This is a genomic window from Citrobacter sp. wls708 (genome assembly GCF_005281255.1).
In the GTDB taxonomy this organism is placed as follows: domain Bacteria; phylum Pseudomonadota; class Gammaproteobacteria; order Enterobacterales; family Enterobacteriaceae; genus Citrobacter; species Citrobacter werkmanii.
On the sequence record NZ_SZXE01000009.1, the window covers coordinates 15,663 to 33,779 of the forward strand.

The following is an 18,117-nucleotide window of genomic DNA, read 5'->3' on the forward strand; positions in this document are numbered from 1 at the left end:
CGCACCCCAGATTACCCCTTTTAACGCTCCGTGAATGTGATCACAAAGAAACTCTGCAATACTTGTTTGCGGAGGATGTTTGTGATCCTGTTTTGTACTGCGATTAATCCGTGTACAATAACGCGCTATTTCTAAAATGCCTGAGGCAAAGTTGTGATCGAAAATTTGCGTAACATCGCCATCATCGCGCACGTAGACCATGGTAAAACGACCCTGGTAGACAAGCTGCTCCAACAATCCGGTACGTTCGATGCACGTGCTGAAACCCAAGAGCGCGTGATGGACTCCAACGATTTGGAGAAAGAGCGTGGGATTACCATCCTCGCTAAAAACACCGCTATCAAATGGAATGACTACCGTATCAACATCGTTGACACCCCGGGGCACGCCGACTTCGGTGGTGAAGTTGAACGTGTAATGTCCATGGTCGACTCCGTGCTGCTGGTGGTGGATGCAATGGATGGTCCGATGCCGCAGACGCGCTTCGTGACCAAAAAAGCCTTTGCCCATGGCCTGAAGCCAATTGTTGTTATCAACAAAGTTGACCGTCCTGGCGCGCGCCCTGACTGGGTTGTTGATCAGGTATTCGACCTGTTCGTTAACCTCGACGCTACCGACGAACAACTGGACTTCCCGATCGTTTACGCTTCCGCGCTGAACGGTATCGCAGGTCTGGATCACGAAGATATGGCGGAAGACATGACTCCGCTGTATCAGACCATCGTTGATCGCGTACCGGCTCCGAACGTAGACCTTGACGGCCCGCTGCAGATGCAGATCTCTCAGCTGGACTACAACAACTACGTTGGCGTTATCGGTATCGGCCGCATCAAACGCGGTAAAGTTAAACCGAACCAGCAGATCACTATCATTGATAGCGAAGGCAAAACCCGCAACGGTAAAGTCGGTAAAGTTCTGACCCACCTGGGTCTGGAACGTATCGAGAGTGATATTGCCGAAGCAGGCGATATCATCGCGATCACCGGTCTGGGCGAACTGAACATCTCCGACACCATCTGCGACCCGCAGAATGTCGAAGCGCTGCCGGCTCTGTCCGTTGATGAACCGACCGTAACCATGTTCTTCTGCGTAAACACCTCTCCGTTCTGTGGTAAAGAAGGTAAATATGTTACCTCTCGTCAGATCCTTGACCGCCTGAACAAAGAGCTGGTGCACAACGTTGCGCTGCGCGTTGAAGAAACCGAAGATGCGGATGCGTTCCGTGTGTCCGGTCGTGGTGAGCTGCACCTGTCTGTTCTGATCGAAAACATGCGTCGTGAAGGTTTCGAAATGGCGGTTTCCCGTCCGAAAGTTATCTTCCGCGAAATCGATGGCCGTAAACAAGAGCCGTTCGAAAACGTAACGCTGGACGTTGAAGAGCAGCATCAGGGTTCTGTGATGCAGGCTCTGGGTGAGCGTAAAGGCGACCTGAAAAACATGAATCCAGATGGCAAAGGCCGCGTACGTCTTGACTACGTGATCCCAAGCCGTGGTCTGATCGGCTTCCGTTCAGAATTCATGACCATGACCTCCGGTACCGGTCTGCTGTATTCCACCTTCAGCCACTACGACGACGTCCGTGCGGGTGATGTGGGTCAGCGTCAGAACGGCGTACTGATCTCCAACGGCCAGGGTAAAGCAGTTGCGTTCGCACTGTTCAGCCTGCAGGACCGCGGTAAGCTGTTCCTGGGTCACGGTGCTGAAGTTTACGAAGGCCAGATCATCGGTATTCACAGCCGCTCTAACGACCTGACCGTAAACTGCCTGACCGGTAAGAAACTGACCAACATGCGTGCGTCCGGTACTGACGAAGCAACGGTTCTGGTTCCGCCGGTTAAGATGACTCTGGAGCAGGCTCTGGAATTCATTGATGACGACGAACTGGTAGAAGTGACTCCAACCTCTATCCGTATCCGTAAGCGTCACCTGACTGAAAACGATCGTCGCCGTGCAATGCGTGGCGCGAAAGAAGAGTAATTAACGCTCTTTCTCAGGTAAGCATAAAAAAGCCGCTGGTTATCAGCGGCTTTTTTTTATCTCGGGAGCATCAGAAGAAATACTTTGCCCCAATACGAATCTGATTTTGCTCGCGATGATAGGGTTCCACATTGCGATCTAACCAGCGTAATTCCAGATAGGGTAGCCAGTGTTCATTGATACGATACTTAAAGGTATTTGTAATTTCCCAGTGATGATCTTTTCCGTTACTGCTGTTGAAGTCATTAACTCGTATAAAATAGTGCGGCTCAAAGGTATAGGAAAACTTATCGGTGATAGTAAAATTCCAGTAGTTACCTATTTCATAGGTATCGTTATTATCCTGATTACCGTTTAGATCGGTTGAACTGTAGTTATTATGGTTATAACGATTACGCACGGTAAGATTAAACCACGGGGTAAACTTATAGTTAACATCCAGGTAGGCAGCGCCACCGGAACCCGTACTCTTATCGTTGATCAACCCGCCGGGCTGGATAGTTAATTTATCCGTCGGTTTAAATAAAGGATACCAACCTTCTATTTCGTTATAGCCGTGTTTTAACTCATCCTTGCGTTGCATGGTGTAGGTGTTGGTGAGCATGATACCTGCGCCCATATCGGAGTTATAGCCAACGCGCATCATCACTTCTATCTGATCGGATGCCAGATTATATGCCTCGCGGTTCTCGACATAGGCGCCTGCAAAAACAGAAGTAGACATAACAGAGGATAAGAGAATTATTGTTGTTAACTTTTTCATAATAAATCCATTTTTTAAGCGTAGGGAGGCCGCCATCCATTAAGATGGAATAAGCGGCAATTATTTTTATACGTTTACAGCAGAGGTATTATTCTTAGTGGTAACAGGATCCGCTTGAGTGTTGTTTTTCTTCCGTTGGCTGATTTCCTCAATAATAAAAGCAAAACGCGTTTCATTGAGTTTATAAAATAAACCCATCGTGAATGCAGCGATAATAGCCAGCCCGCAAGGCCACAGAAAAATAAGCTGACGCAGGCCAAGCAGGGTGGCATCGCTCTGGGTTATGTTGGGAATATAACCGATTTGCGTCAGCATGATGCCTGGCAGGAAGCCCGCGAGCGCAGCGGAAATTTTGCGAGAAAAGGTATAACCCGTATACACCGAACCTTCCGCGCGGATCCCCGTTTTCCATTCGCCATAATCGACCGTATCCGGAACCAGCGCCCAGTTCAGGCTGTTGACGAATGCTGTCCCGAAGAAGGCCATACAGGAGAATGTTACAAACAAAAATGACGTACTGCCCCAGAAAAAGTTCAGAACATCACCGACAGCCCATAATGCCAGACCGCCGAGATAAACTTGCTTTTTACCGAAGCGTTTCACAGTCGCGGGAACCAGTAGCACGCCGACCAGAATGCATCCCATGCTGAAAAAACCCATCCACGACAGCAGATGAATATCATTGAGCACGTACTGGGTGTAATACACCTGGATTGCCAGTTTGATGTTGAATGCGGCCAGTGTGCACAGGTTGGCAACACACAGCACCAGCAGCGGGGGATTACGGAAAATGGCACAGAATGATTTGAGAATGCTGGGCTTATGGTGATCTGGCACGATTTCGATATAACGTTCTTTCACACCGCTAAAGCACCACCACATGCTGAACAGCCCGCAGACTGAAAAGAGCAATGCGGCAATCAGATAACCCAATGAGGGGGAACTGACAAATAGCGCCTGAATCGGCATAAAGCCAACGGTACACAATAGCAGGCCCATGGTTGCACCGCCCTGACGCCAGGCGGCGAGCTGAGCGCGTTCATGTGGGTTTTTCGTGATAGCAGGCACCATCGCGCCGTAGGAGCAGTTCATCAGACTATAGAACAGACCAAACAGCATAAACAGCACCGTCGCCAGCCCGGTTTTCACCGTGAGCGTAAAATCTGTCGCTAAAAACTGCGCGCTGGCAACGATTGCGACAGGGAATGACGCATATAAAATAAAGGGTCTGAATTTTCCTTTTGTGCCAATATTTCGCCTTGAGTCCAGCAATACACCGGTCAGCATATCGGTAAAGGCGGTGAAGAACTTCGCCACCAGAAAGATAATCCCACCGTAATATGCAGGCATCCCTAGTTCATCGGTATAAAATTTAAGCAGATACAGCGTGCCGATACACAGCATCAAATTTGAGCCGAAGTCACCCACTCCGTAGGCGAATTTTTCACGCAGGCTCAGTTTTAGCGTTAGCGGATCATGAAAAGACATAATCGCTCCTCAATAGCGCCCCGTAGAGCGCTATTCATTATTATCAAACGGGTTGTTTACGTGCTTCTATCTCTTCAACGATACGGACATACATCTTTTCGTTGAGATTGTAGAAACAGCCCATTGCCACGATGGTGATAACTGCCAGGGCACACGGATAAATAAAGATAAGCTGCCGCAAACCTTCGACCGTGCTCGCAGATTGCACCACGTTGGGGACGTAGCCGATTTGCGTCAGCATCCAGCCAGGGAAGAAGCCTGCCAGCGCCTGTGAAACTTTACGGAAGAAGGTGAAGCCAGTGTATACCGTGCCTTCAGAGCGTACGCCGGTACGCCATTCGCCATATTCCACCGTATCGGAGACCAGCGCCCAGTTCAGACTATTAACGAAGGCTGAGCCGAAGAACGCCAGACAAGAGAAGGCGACAAAGCTGACTGAGCCACCGCCAAGGAAGTAGTTAAGCAGATCGCCCGCGACCCAAATCAGCAATCCGCCAATATAAACCTTCTTCTTACCAAAACGTCTGACCATCCCAGGCATCAGGAAGACGCCAATGAAGATACAGCCCATGCTGAAAAAGCCCATCCAGGAAAGGAGGATCGGATCGTTCAGTACGTACTGGGTGTAATAGACCTGAATCGCCAGCTTGACGTTGAATGCGCCCAGCGTACAAAGGTTGGCAATGCACAGAATAAATAGCGGGCGGTTACCGGCGATGGCGCGGAAGGATTGCAGCAATCCCGGTTTTTGCGCGGCATCCACGGGTTTCACTTCCACGTAGCGTTCTTTTACACCGGCATAGCACAACCACATGAATAACAGGCCAAACAGCGAAAACAACGTGGCGGCGAAAATATAAGCCAGCTGTGAATTGCCTTCGATCAGGTTCATTACCGGTACAAAGCCGACGGTGCACAGCAGCAGCCCGAGAGTTGCGCCTCCTTGTCGCCAGGCGGCCAGCGACGCGCGTTCGTCCGGGTTTTTCGTGATTGCAGGCACCATCGCGCCGTAAGAGCAGTTCATCATGCTGAAGAACAGCCCGTACAGCATAAACAGCACCGTTGCCATGACCGTTTTACCGGTGACTTCAAACGGTGTACCGACAAAGTTGGCAATCGCCAGCAAGGTAACCGGAAATGCGGCATAAAGGACGAATGGACGGAATTTTCCTTTCGGGCCGATTTTGCGGCGCGAATCGAGCATAATCCCGGTGCCCATATCGGTAAACGCGGTAAAAAACTTGGCGATAAGGAAAATGATACCGCCATAAGTTCCCGGTAAACCAAGGACATCAGTATAAAACTTGAGTAAATAGAGCGTACCAATGTCCAGCAGGATATTGGAGCCTAAATCACCCATCCCATAGGCGAGTTTTTCTTTGAACGGCAAGCGTAGGGTTGCCGGATTAGAGGAAGTCTGACTCATTATTATTCTCCATGTGCCCGCGAGTTGCCCCGCGGGCGAGCCGTGTTAGATGTTGCGTAAAGTGGCAAACAGTGATGCCCATTCACTCTTCGCGCGATAAAACACCGGAGGCTGGCCAATAGGCGCATCCACGGTAATTTCACCCCCCTGGTAAGTTTCCCCGGTCCAGACGTTGATCCAGCTATCCTCTGGCAGATACAGCGTCCAGTCGCTGCGTCCCTGTTCGTGAACTGGCGCTACCAGCAAATCTTGTCCCAGCAGGTACTGATACTTCAGGGTGTAAGTACGCGCATCGTCTTCGTAATGCAGGAACAGCGGGCGCATCACCGGCAGACCGGTGGCGCTGTTTTGCGCGACGGCCTGTTTGAGATACGGCTTCAGGGTGGTGAAGACGGTGGTCATGCGGGCAAAGTGGGCAATGGTTTCTACATCGCCATCAAACTGCCAGTTATCGCCCGGGCGGTTACCTTCATGGGTGCGCATCATCGGGGTGAAGGCGCTGAAATCACACCAGCGTAGCAACAGCTCTTTGCTGCGTTTCATGTCAAACAACGTGGTGTAACCACCGATATCGCTGTGGTGCAGACCGTGGCCGGTCATCGCCAGCGACAGCGCGGCAGGAACGACCGAGGCCAGACCATCGTCGAGGCTCCAGTCAACGTTCTGATCGCCCGCCCACATCATGGTGGAGTATTTCTGGCTGCCGGTGTAGCCCGCACGCATAAAGAACAGGATCTCGCCGAGCTTGCCGGTCTCCTGTAGCGCTTCGTAGTTACATTTCGCCCACAGTGCGGGCCACGCGTTATGCATAATTTCGGCGCTGACGCCGTTGTGCAGGTAAGTGTCGGTTGGCAGGTATTCGCCAAAGTCGGCCATCCAGCCGCCACAGCCCAGCGCGATCATGTTCTTTTTGATCACTTCTTTGAACCAGCCGTAAGCTTCGGGGTTGGTCAGATCGACTACGCCGCCGTAAAACTCGCCGAACTCAACCAGATAGTCATCGCCAGAAGCATCTTTCGCCAGATAACCGTGTTTGGCTGCTTCAGCGCAGAGATCTTTGTCGCTGGCGACGTACGGGTTGATATAGGAGAGGAACTGCACGCCTTCTTCTTTCCACTGCTTAATACGACTGTCCAGTTGCGGGTAGTTGTCGCTGTTCCATTTCCAGTTCCACATCACGCGCTTACCAAAGGAGGTCATGCGGATCCCGGACCAGTCCTGTGCCCAGATGCCGTTAACTTTCACGCCAGCGTTACGCATGGTGTCCAGTTTGTTCTGGCAAATCTCAGTCCCGCCCTGAATGCCCAGCGTGACGCCGTCGTAAATCCAGTCCGGCAGCTCCGGCTGGCGGCCTAACAATGCGGTTAATTTCTCCAGCAGGGAGATGTAAGTGTCAGCGCACTCAAAGCGCAGGGTGGTTTTATCCTCCCACAACGCCAGTTCGTGATACTCCGGCGCGCTGAAGTCGAAATTCATATAGCAGCTGTTATCAACGTGGCAATAATACTTCTGCGTACTGACAAAGGTTGGTTGTGGGAAGAAGGTCCAGTAGTAGTCACCGCCAGCATTTTCTTTGCAGTCGGCCTGCCAGGTGACATAGCTTTTTTTGTTGCGGCCCACGCCCTGTTCGCTGGTCCACAGTGGGAATGGCTTACCGCGCAAATCGAAATAAGAGAACTGTTCGCCGCAGCCGTAAATATGGTCGTCTGGGTTAGCGGCCAGACGCAGCCAGATACGGTTATGGCTGCGTTCCTCGTTATGAAGGTCGAGCTTCAAACGACCCTGTTCATCGGTAGAGATGTGCAACGTGGCGTTGATAGTATTACCGCGGCTGAAATCTACCCGCCAGCCTTCAGGAGACTCGCTTACCGTGGCGTCGGTCAGGGCAATCTTCTCATTGAGCTTGTCTTTAATGCTGAAGTTACCGCGGAACATATCAATGTCGGCAACGCCAGCGCCAATCCACAGGCAAGGGGTCTCTGCGCTGTGACATAAGATCGGGCGCTGGTGGTACGTCAGTGTAAATCCATTTTGTAACGTCGTCAGTTCTAATGCGGTGGACCGTTGTTGTAGCGAATTCATTTTCGTCTCCGTAAAAATAGGGTATTTCGGTAATTTGTCGGAAATCTGTTATTCACTGCCGATTAAAAAATGCATTTGATGCGTTTCTCCGGGCGCGAGATGAATCAGGCTAATCCCGGAGTTAAAGGCGTCGGGCGGGCAGGTCATCGGTTCTACCGCCAGGCCGCGGCGTGCTAATTTTTCGCCGGTATACACCTGCAGCCAGGGCTGGTGGCTGCGTAAATACGTCGACATGTTTTGAGCGGGGCTGGTCATCCTGACCTCCCACCCAGCGTCAGGCTGCAAGCTCCTGAATGTATGATCGAGAGTGGTTTGCGCGATTAAGCGCGGCGTTGTGAAATTGCGTTCATCACACATTTCTGCACTCATCGGGAGCGTTAATTCGCAGCTATCAATGGGTTGCAAATTGCAGGTCAGGTAGGGATGTGCTCCCGCGCCATACGGTGCAGTTTCATCGCCCACATTCTGGGTACGAATAAAGACGTGCAGTCCGCGGGGAGCATCCAGCCGGTAATTCACCTCTGAATACAGCGCGAAGGGATAACCATAAGAAGGCGGTAGAAAAATCGTCAGCGACACTTCCGTGTTCGACAGTTGGTTAATCTGCCAGTCGCGCCAGGCCAGTAATCCATGAATGGCGGTATGCGAAACAGGGTCGTTAACGGCAAGCTGATAGGTCTTGCCGTTATGTTGATAGCAGCCGTCTGCAACGCGGTTTGGCCAGGGAATTAACACTTTTCCCAAATGCGCCAGCGGCATCTCTTCCGGCTTATGTGGAATAACGACGTGACGCCCACGGTGCGTCAATTCTGCTAACCCAGCGCCAACCGTGACGATTTTCGCCTGGTAATGGCCAGCCTGAAGATGAAGGGTTTTTCCACCGCTATGCATGACTGCTCACCTCGTGACTTATTTGGCGTTGATATCCAGCAGACCGGCTGCCACCGCCGGAGCAAGACCCGGAGCCAGCGGCAAACGTGGGATCACGAGGCAGTGCAGCAGATGGTAAATATCCTGCTTACCGTCCCAGACTTTGGTAGTTACCTTGTTATCGGTATCCAGCTCCTGCCACCATGAACCGGTCTCGTAGTCCATCAGATACGTGATGCAGTAATCCCACCACTTCTGATACCAGGCTTCGTACTGGCTGTCGCCGGTGAGGGTGTAGAGGGCGTAAGCGGTGCCCATGGCCTCGACTATCGGCCAACGCACTCTTTCACGCACGATGGGTTTTCCGTCCCAGTCCACCGAGTAGACAAAGCCGTCTGCGCCGTCCGGCGCCCAGGCATCGCGGATAGTGGCGTGGAACAGACCCTTGGCATCTTCCAGCAACCAGGTGGGAGGCGTTTCAAAGCGGGCCTCCAGCGCGGCATGCAGATGCAACATCAGGCGGCCCCATTCGATCCAGTGGCCCGGCGTGCCGCCGTAGGCGCGGAAACGATGCGCTGGATTATCTTTGTTGTAATCGCGGATTGGGTTCCACTGTGAATCGAAGTGTTCGTTGACGCGATACTCACCCCTGCGAGCCACATCGTGAATAATTACCGATGCGATACGTAGCGCGCGATCAAGCCATTTGCGGTCATGGGTAACGTCATAAACGATCAGGAAGGCTTCAACCGCGTGCATGTTGGCGTTGCCGCCGCGGTAATCTTCCGTCTGGCTGAAGGCTTCGTCCCAGGACTCCAGACACATCTGCTCATCTTCGCTCCAGAAGTACTTCTCAATCACTTCGATAGCGTCATCCAGCAATTGTCTGGCCTGTGGATGCCCGGTAGTGACCGCGCTGGCTGCACCAAGCAAGACGAAGAAATGCTGATAGCCCTGTTTGGAGGCATCCATCACGCCTTCGTCATTTACGCAGGCGTACCAGCCTCCGTAACGTGTGTCGCGTAGCGCGCCATTCAGCGCTTTAATTCCGTGATCGACTAGCTGATATGCGCCGGGGCGACCCATGGATGCGGCAACGGAGTAAACGTGCAGCATGCGGGCGGTGATCCACAGATGTGTTCCCATATCCGCTCTGACCTGACCACTATTTCCCAGCCAGCCAAAACCGGTAGGAACAGCAGCATTTTTACCAAAGTTAAAGATGCGGTCAGTTTCCTGCTCCAGCCAGCGATTGTGGCTTAAGGTGTTAAACCATTTCATGTTTTGATCCTCGATTAACGGCGGGCCATCATTTCGTCGACGATATCGCCCAGACGCTGCAACTTAGGTGCGGAAACGTCGCGCAGCATCAGTTCGGTGTCCGGCAGGCCAATAACTGATGACCAGACAGCACGCCCGGCCAGGAAGCCGGATGCGCCAGCGGTCATCGCCACACTGACCGCGCGTGGGAACAGTTTTTCATCCACACCAGAGGAGAGGATGACCCACGGCATGTTGATGTTTTCATGCAGACGCTGAGAGGCGCTGAGCAATTCCTGTTGGGGCCCTTTGCCGTACAGCGGCATCTCGACCTTGTAGAGATCGGCACCGCTATCGCCCAGCTCTTTCGCGGCATCGATAATGGCCTGTTCGCGATCGAACTTATCGCCACGACGCGGTGGACGAACAACCGGCTCAATGATGCTCAGCAGACCATTGGAATGGCATAGCTCATTGAATTCTTTGACCATATCCAGACGCTGCTGGGCATCTTCATCACTACGCCACAGCACCAGCAGTTTGAGAGCCTTGGCGCCATCTTGCTTCACGGCCTGTGGATTAATTTTTTTATCAATCACCACGCTATCGACCGGAATGCCATTACCCGGAATAAAGTCATCAGCGGCAACAATCATGGCGCAGCTTTTGGCGACCGCGTTTTGCTCTACGACCTGGCGGTAGCAGAACTGCTGATCGACCAGAATGGCGGATGCATAGGGAGAAAGGATCTTCGCCGCATTGACTTTAAAGTCGGTCAGCACGCTGTCATTGATCGGGGATTTTGCACCCGCTGCGGCAAACATTAAGCGCATGGCTTCGCGCTGATCGACCGCCAGCATGGCAAAACCGCCGGAAGCGCGGGTGATATCTTTCAGGGTGTACTTCGTCATTGTTCAGTCCTTACTTATCTGTGTGTTTATTTAGCCCGGCGGATGCGCGAACCTGTTCAAGAATTGCGGTCCAGTCTTCCCGTCCACGGCCAGCGGCGCGTGCCTGGTTATAGACTTCGCGGGAGGCGGCGCCGAGCGGCATCGGCACATGCAGAAGGTTTGCGACATCCAGCGCGATGCCAAGATCTTTGTGAGCTAAATCGATCATGAAGGCGGGAGAAAGATCGCCTTTCAGCACTTTGTTCGGCCAGGAGGTAGTGAAATGACCTTTTCCGGCAGGGGTGCCGCTCATTACCTTCAGAGCCACATCGAAGGAGAGACCGAGCGCTTCGCACAACACGGCTGCTTCGGCTGAGAGGGCGTTCAGCGCGATACTCATGTAATTGTTGATGAGCTTCACGCGGATCCCCATGCCGGGCCCCCCTGCGTTGATCAGCTCATTCCCCATCGCCATCAGCACCGGTGTGGCGCGTTCCACCTGTTCTGGCGTTCCGCCCGCCAGCAGCAGCAGCGTTCCCGCGATGGCGTGATCGGAGGTGCGTCCAACCGGGCAATCCATCATGTCAAAGCCTTTGGCACGCATATCGGTAATCAGTTTGTCGGTTTGCAGCGGGTGAATGGTGGACATATCAATCACCAACGCCTGCGGGGAGAGGCTTTCGCAGATGCCCTGTTCGCCGAACAGTACGCTGCGCACCAGATCGCCGTTGGGGAGCATAGTGATGACAAATTCCGCCCCTTTTGCTGCCTGAGCCGGGCTGCTGGCAGGCTGTGCACCTTTTTCCACCAGGCGCTGAACGGCATCCGGGTTAACGTCAAAGACGCTGAGTTGATGGCCCTGCTTCAGCAAGTTGCTCGCCATGGGGGAACCCATCTGACCTAATCCGATAAATGCTATAACTGCCATAACGTTCTCCTGAGACGTGGATGTCATTTTTTGTCATTTAAGGTCGTTTGTTTTTGTCTGTTTTTGATCGTATTTGTAATTTATGGTCAAAAAATTGACAGCCGTCACTTTTTAAACATTTTGTGAAATTAAAATGATCCCATCTTGAAACGCCTAAGGAATGACCATGATTCGTATTGCTTGTGTAGGGATTGCCGTAATGGATCGCATCTATTACGTAGAGGAGTTACCGACTGAAGGGGGGAAATATGTGGCGAAGCGTTATACGGAAGTGGGCGGCGGGCCTGCGGCAACGGCCGCTGTGGCTGCAGCGAAACTGGGGGCGCAGGTGGATTTTATTGGCCGTGTGGGCGACGATGACACCGGAAATAGCCTGCTGGCGGAGCTGGAATCCCTGGGGGTGAATACCCGCTACACCCGACGCTATGTGGGGGCGCAATCCTCCCAATCGGCAATTCTGGTTGATGCACAAGGGGAACGAATTATCGTTAACTATCCCAGCCCAGATTTACTGCATGACGCTGACTGGCTCAATGAGATCGATTTTTCCCAGTGGGATGTGGTGTTGGCGGATGTTCGCTGGCACGAGGGGACTAAACAGGCGTTCACGCTGGCACGCCGGGCGGGAGTCATGACGGTACTGGATGGCGATGTAACGCCGCAGGATATCCGTGAGCTGGTGACGTTAAGCGATCATGCCGCGTTCTCTGAACCAGGTCTGGCGCGTATGACCGGGATAAACGATCCACTGGTAGGACTGAAAAAAGCAAAAACGCTCACAAATGGACATGTCTATGTGACAAGGGGCAGTGACGGTTGCGACTGGATAGAAAATAATACATTGCAGCATCAATCAGGTTTTACCGTTGACGTTGTTGACACCACCGGGGCCGGAGATGTTTTTCACGGTGCGCTCGCATTCAGTCTGGCCAACGGAAATACTCCGGAAGACGCTGTCAGGTTCGCCAGTGGTGTTGCGGCGCTTAAATGCACGCGCCCGGGAGGACGAGCCGGAATCCCTGACTGTGATCAAACCCGATCTTTTCTGTCACTTTTTGTATAAAATGCCAAAGCAATGGTTTTTCGAGGAAATTTCATGAGTCTTACCGAACTGACCGGTAATCCGCGACACGATCAGCTACTGATGCTGATTAGCGAGCGCGGTTATATGAATATTGATGAGCTGGCCAGCCTGCTGGATGTGTCCACGCAGACCGTGCGTCGAGATATTCGTAAACTCAGCGAGCAGGGATTAATTACGCGTCATCATGGTGGCGCGGGCAGAGCCTCCAGCGTGGTGAATACGGCGTTCGAGCAGCGTGAAGTCTCGTGGACGGAAGAGAAAAAAGCCATCGCGGAAGCGGTGGCCGACTACATTCCTGATGGGTCAACGGTGTTTATTACTATTGGCACCACCGTTGAGCAGGTGGCGCGGGCGCTGTTAAACCATAATCATTTGCGCATTATCACCAACAGCCTGCGTGTGGCACACATTCTGTATAACAATCCACGTTTTGAAGTTATGGTGCCAGGTGGAACGTTACGCCCGCATAACAGTGGCATTATCGGTCCTTCCGCCACGGCATTTGTCGCTGATTTTCGCGCTGATTACCTGGTAACCAGCGTGGGAGCGATCGAAAGCGATGGTGCGCTGCTGGAGTTTGATGTCAACGAGGCCAGCGTCGTGAAAACGATGATGGCCCATTCAAGGCATATTCTGCTGGCTGCGGATCATACGAAATACACGGCTTCTGCCGCGGTAGAGATTGGCAATGTGTCTCAGGTGACCGCGTTGTTTACCGATGAATACCCTGGTCCCGCATTGCATAATTTACTCCAGTCTCAGCAGGTGGAAATTGTGCAGGTGAGTCCGTCACAGGATGATGCTCAGGTCGGGTAATTCTCTCCAATGGTGGCTCGATAAATTCGCAGCCATCATTCGCGCATAGTCAAACTTCTCCTTTCCCGCTACAGTTATTCATCCACGGCGAATAAGGAGAAGGGCATGCTCTATATCTTTGATTTGGGTAATGTGATTGTCGATATCGACTTCAATCGCGTGTTAGGCACATGGAGCGATCTGAGCCGTGTACCGCTAGCTTCGCTAAAGCAAAGTTTCAGTATGGGCGAGGCTTTTCACCAGCATGAGCGAGGTGAAATAACCGATGAAGCGTTTGCTGAGGCACTATGCCACGAGATGGCGCTGCCGCTAAGCTACGAGCAATTTTCCCACGGCTGGCAGGCGGTTTTTGTCGCGTTACGCCCAGAGGTTATCGATATCATGCACAAACTGCGTGAGCAGGGGCATCGGGTAGTCGTCTTGTCGAATACCAACCGTCTGCACACAACGTTTTGGCCGGATGAATACCCCGAGATCCGTCAGGCTGCTGACCATATTTATCTTTCCCAGGATCTGGGCATGCGTAAACCGGAAGCGCGGATTTACCAGCATGTCCTGCAGGCTGAAGGTTTTTCTGCGCACGATACGGTCTTTTTTGACGATAACGCCGATAATATTGAAGGGGCAAACCGGTTAGGTATTACCAGTATCCAGGTCATCGATAAAGCGACCATTCCAGACTATTTCGCGAAGTTGTTATGCTAAAAAATGTTCAGCAACAAGCCAGGCATCATACGCGGCCCGTACGAGCCTGGCTGAAGCTGCTATGGCAGCGCATTGATGAGGACAATATGACGACGTTGGCAGGAAATCTTGCCTACGTTTCATTGCTTTCATTAGTACCGCTTATTGCCGTCGTTTTTGCGCTTTTCGCCGCATTTCCGATGTTTTCCGACGTCAGTATTCAGTTACGCCATTTTATTTTTGCGAACTTTATCCCGGCGACGGGAGACGTCATCCAACGTTATATCGAACAGTTTGTCGCCAACTCGAACAAAATGACCGCCGTCGGGGCATGTGGGCTGATTGTGACGGCGTTATTACTGATGTATTCCATTGATAACGCGCTGAATACTATCTGGCGTAGTAAGCGTACTCGGCCCAAAGTTTACTCTTTTGCCGTTTACTGGATGATTTTAACGCTGGGACCTCTACTGGCGGGGGCCAGCCTGGCGATCAGCTCTTATCTGTTGTCATTGCGCTGGGCCAGCGATCTCAACACGGTGATTGATAACATTCTGCGTATTTTCCCGCTGGTGCTTTCCTGGCTTTCATTCTGGCTGCTTTATAGCATCGTGCCGACCACGCGCGTCGCTAACCGGGATGCGGTTATTGGCGCCTTTGTAGCCGCCGTATTGTTCGAGGCCGGAAAGAAAGGATTTGCGCTCTACATCACGATGTTCCCGTCTTATCAGCTCATTTACGGTGTCCTTGCGGTGATCCCCATTTTATTTGTCTGGGTGTACTGGACGTGGTGTATCGTCTTGCTAGGCGCGGAAATAACTGTCACTCTCGGGGAATACCGCAAACTTAAACAAGCCGCAGAACAAGAAGAAGCAGAGCAACCATGATTGCATTAATTCAGCGCGTAACCCGTGCCAGCGTCACCGTGGAGGGCGAGGTGACGGGTGAAATTGGCCCAGGACTTTTGGTCCTGTTAGGTGTCGAAAGGGATGATGACGAACAAAAAGCGAACCGCCTGTGCGAACGCGTACTCGGTTATCGAATCTTTAGCGATGCCGAAGGCAAAATGAACCTGAATGTGCAGCAGTCAGGCGGCAGCGTGCTGGTGGTCTCGCAATTTACGTTGGCGGCAGATACTGAGCGCGGTATGCGCCCGGGCTTTTCAAAAGGCGCCGCGCCCGATCGGGCAGAAGCACTGTATGAGTACTTTGTTGAGCGTTGCCGCCAACAGGAAATGAATACGCAAACCGGTCGATTCGCTGCGGATATGCAGGTTTCGCTGGTTAATGATGGCCCCGTGACGTTCTGGTTACAAGTATGAACCAGCTACCGGTGTGGCCGCGGGCAACAAGAGAGAGTACAGCTATGTATCACCTTCGAGTACCGCAAACAGAAGAAGAGTTGGAGCGTTACTACCAGTTTCGCTGGGAGATGCTGCGTAAACCGTTACACCAGCCAAAAGGCTCCGAACGGGATGCCTGGGACGCAATGGCGCATCACCAGATGGTGGTGGACGAAGAGGGGAATCTGGTCGCGGTAGGACGTCTGTATATCAATGCGGATAACGAAGCCTCTATACGCTTTATGGCCGTTGACCCTTCCGTGCAGGAGAAAGGACTGGGTACGCTGATGGCGATGACCCTGGAATCTGTAGCGCGTCAGGAAGGGGTAAAGCGCGTAACCTGTAGCGCCCGTGAAGATGCGGTCGAATTTTTCGCCAAACTGGGGTTTGTGAGCCAGGGAGAGATCACCACACCGCAAACCACGCCGGTGCGCCACTTTTTGATGATTAAGCCCATCGCTACACTGGACGATATTCTCCATCGCGGCGACTGGTGCGGACAGTTACAGCAAGCCTGGTACGAACATATTCCCTTGAGTGAGAAAATGGGCGTGCGTATTCAACAGTATACCGGGCAGAAATTTATTACGACGATGCCCGAGACGGGGAATCAGAATCCGCACCATACTCTGTTTGCCGGGAGCCTGTTTTCCCTGGCCACGTTAACGGGGTGGGGGCTGATCTGGCTGATGCTGCGCGAACGTCATCTGGGGGGAACCATTATCCTTGCCGATGCACATATCCGCTACAGCAGGCCGATCACCGGGAAGCCTACCGCCATCGCCGACCTGGGCTCGCTGAGTGGCGATCTCGACCGTCTGGCGAGAGGGCGTAAGGCGCGCGTGAAGATGCAGGTCGAGGTATTTGGCGATGACTCGCCAGGCGTCGTGTTTGAAGGCACGTATATTGTGCTACCCGCGAAACCGTTTGGCGCGTATGAAGAGGGCGGGAATGAGGAAGAGTAGCTCCTCTAGCTGAAATGTAATATTGGATTCATTTGCTGATGTAAAATGCGGATTATGAGAATGCCATAATCCGCATTTTGATAAAAAATCGCATGTTGTCGATGATTGTATTGACGGGTACCTTCCTTAATCTCAGAACGGTTGCGCCCCATCAAAGCGTTTTTCTCTAACAGTAAAAAAAGCTGTTCCATCTCAGTAGTGTATTTATCTGCCTGTTGATAACCGAATTTTCTCCAGGTGTATTCATAGATAGATTCAAAGTCTTCGACTGCCTGATTAGAGAGTTTATACATTCAGGCTGCGCTTTTTCCTTTGCGCGACCTCCTGTAGAGTCAGGTCGCTTGTGCCGCTGTGTATCCCATCCTCCAGCGCGTCGCGTAATGCGCTATTTCGCAATTCTTGTTCCTCCAGTAAACGTAATGCCGAACGGACAACTTCGCTGGTGGAACCATAGCGCCCACTTTCAATCATTTCGTTAACAAAACGATCGAGATGCTCGCCAATTGTAATGCTGGTAGTTCTGGGCATAGGTTTGTCCTCTGTGTTATCTATTCACACAAGATAGCACCCGTGGACGAAAATATGAACAAACTTACTGACCAAGCCGCCAGGCCACATCTCGCATGGCGCTTCGTGCCGCCTGGCTCACACCTGCGAGCTGGAAAAAGCCATGAATGACACCGAGATAGCGCTGGCAAGTGCATTCCACACCCTGTTCCTGGAACCGTTGATACAGGACCTCGCCTTCATCGCGCAGTGGGTCGAATTCGGCAGTAATGATGTGCGTGGGTGGCAGACCGGTGAAGTCTTCACGCCAGAGCGGACTGGCTTCAGGATGCAGTGGATCGGTTCGCGGCATATACATCTCGTAGCCTGAAAGCAGCGTGTCACGCGTGATAATGTAATCCTGCCCGTTACGGGCGTAGCTCTCAAATCTGGCGGTGGCGTCCAGCATGGGATAGATCAGCATCAGCTGTGCAGGTTGCCATTGACGGGCGGCTTTCAGGCGTAGCGCGGTGACCAGCGCCAGATGCCCGCCCGCGCTGTCACCGGCAAGCGTAATGTTTGCGCGGTCTATCCCCAGTTTATGGGCATATTTCCAGATAGTATTGGCTCCGGCTTCGGCATCGTTATGTGCTGCCGGGAAGGTGTGTTCTGGCGCAAGACGGTACTGCACCGCAATTACGCGACAGCCGCTGTAAAAAGCTAACTGCCTTAGCTGGTTATCGTGAGTAGCAAAACCACCGCTGACAAAGCAGCCGCCGTGATAATAGATAACACAGGGTAGCTTTCCCATGGTGTCCCGTGGCGAAACCACGCGAAACGTCATGGCATCGAGTTCAATATCTTCAACCTGGACGCGGGTTTCTGTTTCCCCTGCCAGCATCGTACTGGCGATGTAGCCTGCTCTCCGGTCATCAATATTCTGCTCGCGAGAAGAGGGGCGCCCCACCGCGATAAATTCCTCCACTAACTGCGCAATCCCGCTTTCCAGTGTCATTTTTATTCCCTTTATCTGTATGGATATACAGTGTTATAGCC

At 52.4% G+C, this 18,117-nt stretch carries 18 protein-coding genes; 7 read left to right on the forward strand and 11 right to left on the reverse strand.

Annotated elements, in window-relative coordinates:
• Positions 1-153: 153 nt before the first annotated feature.
• Positions 154-1,977 (forward strand): ribosome-dependent GTPase TypA, encoded by a 1,824-nt coding sequence (gene typA, locus FDW97_RS04395; protein ID WP_003028641.1) that lies wholly within the window; start codon positions 154-156, stop codon positions 1,975-1,977.
• Positions 1,978-2,047: 70 nt separating this feature from the next.
• Here the strand turns inward: typA and ompL are convergent, their stop codons facing one another.
• From ompL to yihU, 8 genes are all read right to left on the reverse strand, one after another.
• Complete coding sequence (ompL, locus tag FDW97_RS04400) at positions 2,048-2,740, reverse strand: porin OmpL (RefSeq protein ID WP_137350701.1); 693 nt, start codon at positions 2,738-2,740, stop codon at positions 2,048-2,050.
• A 66-nt stretch (positions 2,741-2,806) separates the two neighbouring features.
• On the reverse strand, positions 2,807-4,228 hold the full coding sequence (locus FDW97_RS04405) for an MFS transporter (RefSeq protein ID WP_038635853.1): 1,422 nt from the start codon (positions 4,226-4,228) through the stop codon (positions 2,807-2,809).
• Between the two features lie 43 nt (positions 4,229-4,271).
• Positions 4,272-5,654, reverse strand: coding sequence for an MFS transporter (locus FDW97_RS04410; protein ID WP_038635856.1), 1,383 nt, complete (start codon positions 5,652-5,654; stop codon positions 4,272-4,274).
• A 45-nt stretch (positions 5,655-5,699) separates the two neighbouring features.
• Positions 5,700-7,736, reverse strand: coding sequence for an alpha-glucosidase (locus FDW97_RS04415; protein WP_137347105.1), 2,037 nt, complete (start codon positions 7,734-7,736; stop codon positions 5,700-5,702).
• 48 nt (positions 7,737-7,784) lie between these two features.
• The gene (locus FDW97_RS04420) at positions 7,785-8,627 is read right to left on the reverse strand and encodes an aldose-1-epimerase (protein ID WP_137350702.1); all 843 of its coding nucleotides are present in this window, start codon (positions 8,625-8,627) and stop codon (positions 7,785-7,787) included.
• A gap of 18 nt (positions 8,628-8,645) precedes the next feature.
• Complete coding sequence (gene yihS, locus FDW97_RS04425) at positions 8,646-9,887, reverse strand: sulfoquinovose isomerase (RefSeq protein WP_038635866.1); 1,242 nt, start codon at positions 9,885-9,887, stop codon at positions 8,646-8,648.
• Between the two features lie 14 nt (positions 9,888-9,901).
• Entirely contained in the window at positions 9,902-10,777 is an 876-nt protein-coding gene (yihT, locus tag FDW97_RS04430) for a sulfofructosephosphate aldolase (protein ID WP_087856642.1), read from the reverse strand.
• Positions 10,778-10,787: 10 nt separating this feature from the next.
• Positions 10,788-11,684 carry a sulfolactaldehyde 3-reductase gene (yihU, locus tag FDW97_RS04435; protein ID WP_085049707.1) on the reverse strand — a complete coding sequence of 299 codons (897 nt, stop codon included), beginning with the start codon at positions 11,682-11,684 and terminating at the stop codon, positions 10,788-10,790.
• 166 nt (positions 11,685-11,850) lie between these two features.
• Here yihU and FDW97_RS04440 point away from each other — a divergent pair, with 166 nt between their 5' ends.
• From FDW97_RS04440 to fabY, 6 genes are all read left to right on the forward strand, one after another.
• The gene (locus tag FDW97_RS04440; protein WP_137350703.1) at positions 11,851-12,747 is read left to right on the forward strand and encodes a sugar kinase; all 897 of its coding nucleotides are present in this window, start codon (positions 11,851-11,853) and stop codon (positions 12,745-12,747) included.
• A 33-nt stretch (positions 12,748-12,780) separates the two neighbouring features.
• The gene (locus tag FDW97_RS04445; protein WP_038635877.1) at positions 12,781-13,584 is read left to right on the forward strand and encodes a DeoR/GlpR family DNA-binding transcription regulator; all 804 of its coding nucleotides are present in this window, start codon (positions 12,781-12,783) and stop codon (positions 13,582-13,584) included.
• A gap of 105 nt (positions 13,585-13,689) precedes the next feature.
• Positions 13,690-14,289, forward strand: coding sequence for a glucose-1-phosphatase (gene yihX, locus FDW97_RS04450; protein WP_069324890.1), 600 nt, complete (start codon positions 13,690-13,692; stop codon positions 14,287-14,289).
• The gene (locus FDW97_RS04455) at positions 14,283-15,155 is read left to right on the forward strand and encodes a virulence factor BrkB family protein (RefSeq protein ID WP_085049708.1); all 873 of its coding nucleotides are present in this window, start codon (positions 14,283-14,285) and stop codon (positions 15,153-15,155) included. Before yihX ends, FDW97_RS04455 begins: the two co-directional genes overlap by 7 nt.
• Positions 15,152-15,589 (forward strand): D-aminoacyl-tRNA deacylase, encoded by a 438-nt coding sequence (gene dtd / locus FDW97_RS04460; protein WP_003825289.1) that lies wholly within the window; start codon positions 15,152-15,154, stop codon positions 15,587-15,589. Before FDW97_RS04455 ends, dtd begins: the two co-directional genes overlap by 4 nt.
• A gap of 44 nt (positions 15,590-15,633) precedes the next feature.
• Entirely contained in the window at positions 15,634-16,575 is a 942-nt protein-coding gene (gene fabY, locus FDW97_RS04465; protein ID WP_032940213.1) for a fatty acid biosynthesis protein FabY, read from the forward strand.
• 5 nt (positions 16,576-16,580) lie between these two features.
• On the opposite strand, the gene FDW97_RS04470 is transcribed toward fabY, so the two are convergent.
• The 3 genes from FDW97_RS04470 to FDW97_RS04480 all read right to left on the reverse strand — a co-directional run bounded on the left by FDW97_RS04470 (position 16,581) and on the right by FDW97_RS04480 (position 18,076).
• Positions 16,581-16,868, reverse strand: a complete 288-nt coding sequence (locus FDW97_RS04470; RefSeq protein ID WP_085049709.1) for a type II toxin-antitoxin system RelE/ParE family toxin — start codon at positions 16,866-16,868, stop codon at positions 16,581-16,583.
• A complete protein-coding gene (locus FDW97_RS04475) occupies positions 16,861-17,103 on the reverse strand; it encodes a type II toxin-antitoxin system ParD family antitoxin (protein ID WP_069324888.1) in 243 nt (80 codons plus the stop codon). The genes FDW97_RS04470 and FDW97_RS04475 overlap by 8 nt, the downstream gene beginning before the upstream one ends.
• Before the next feature lie 64 nt (positions 17,104-17,167).
• Positions 17,168-18,076, reverse strand: a complete 909-nt coding sequence (locus tag FDW97_RS04480; RefSeq protein WP_085049710.1) for an alpha/beta hydrolase — start codon at positions 18,074-18,076, stop codon at positions 17,168-17,170.
• Positions 18,077-18,117: the final 41 nt, after the last annotated feature.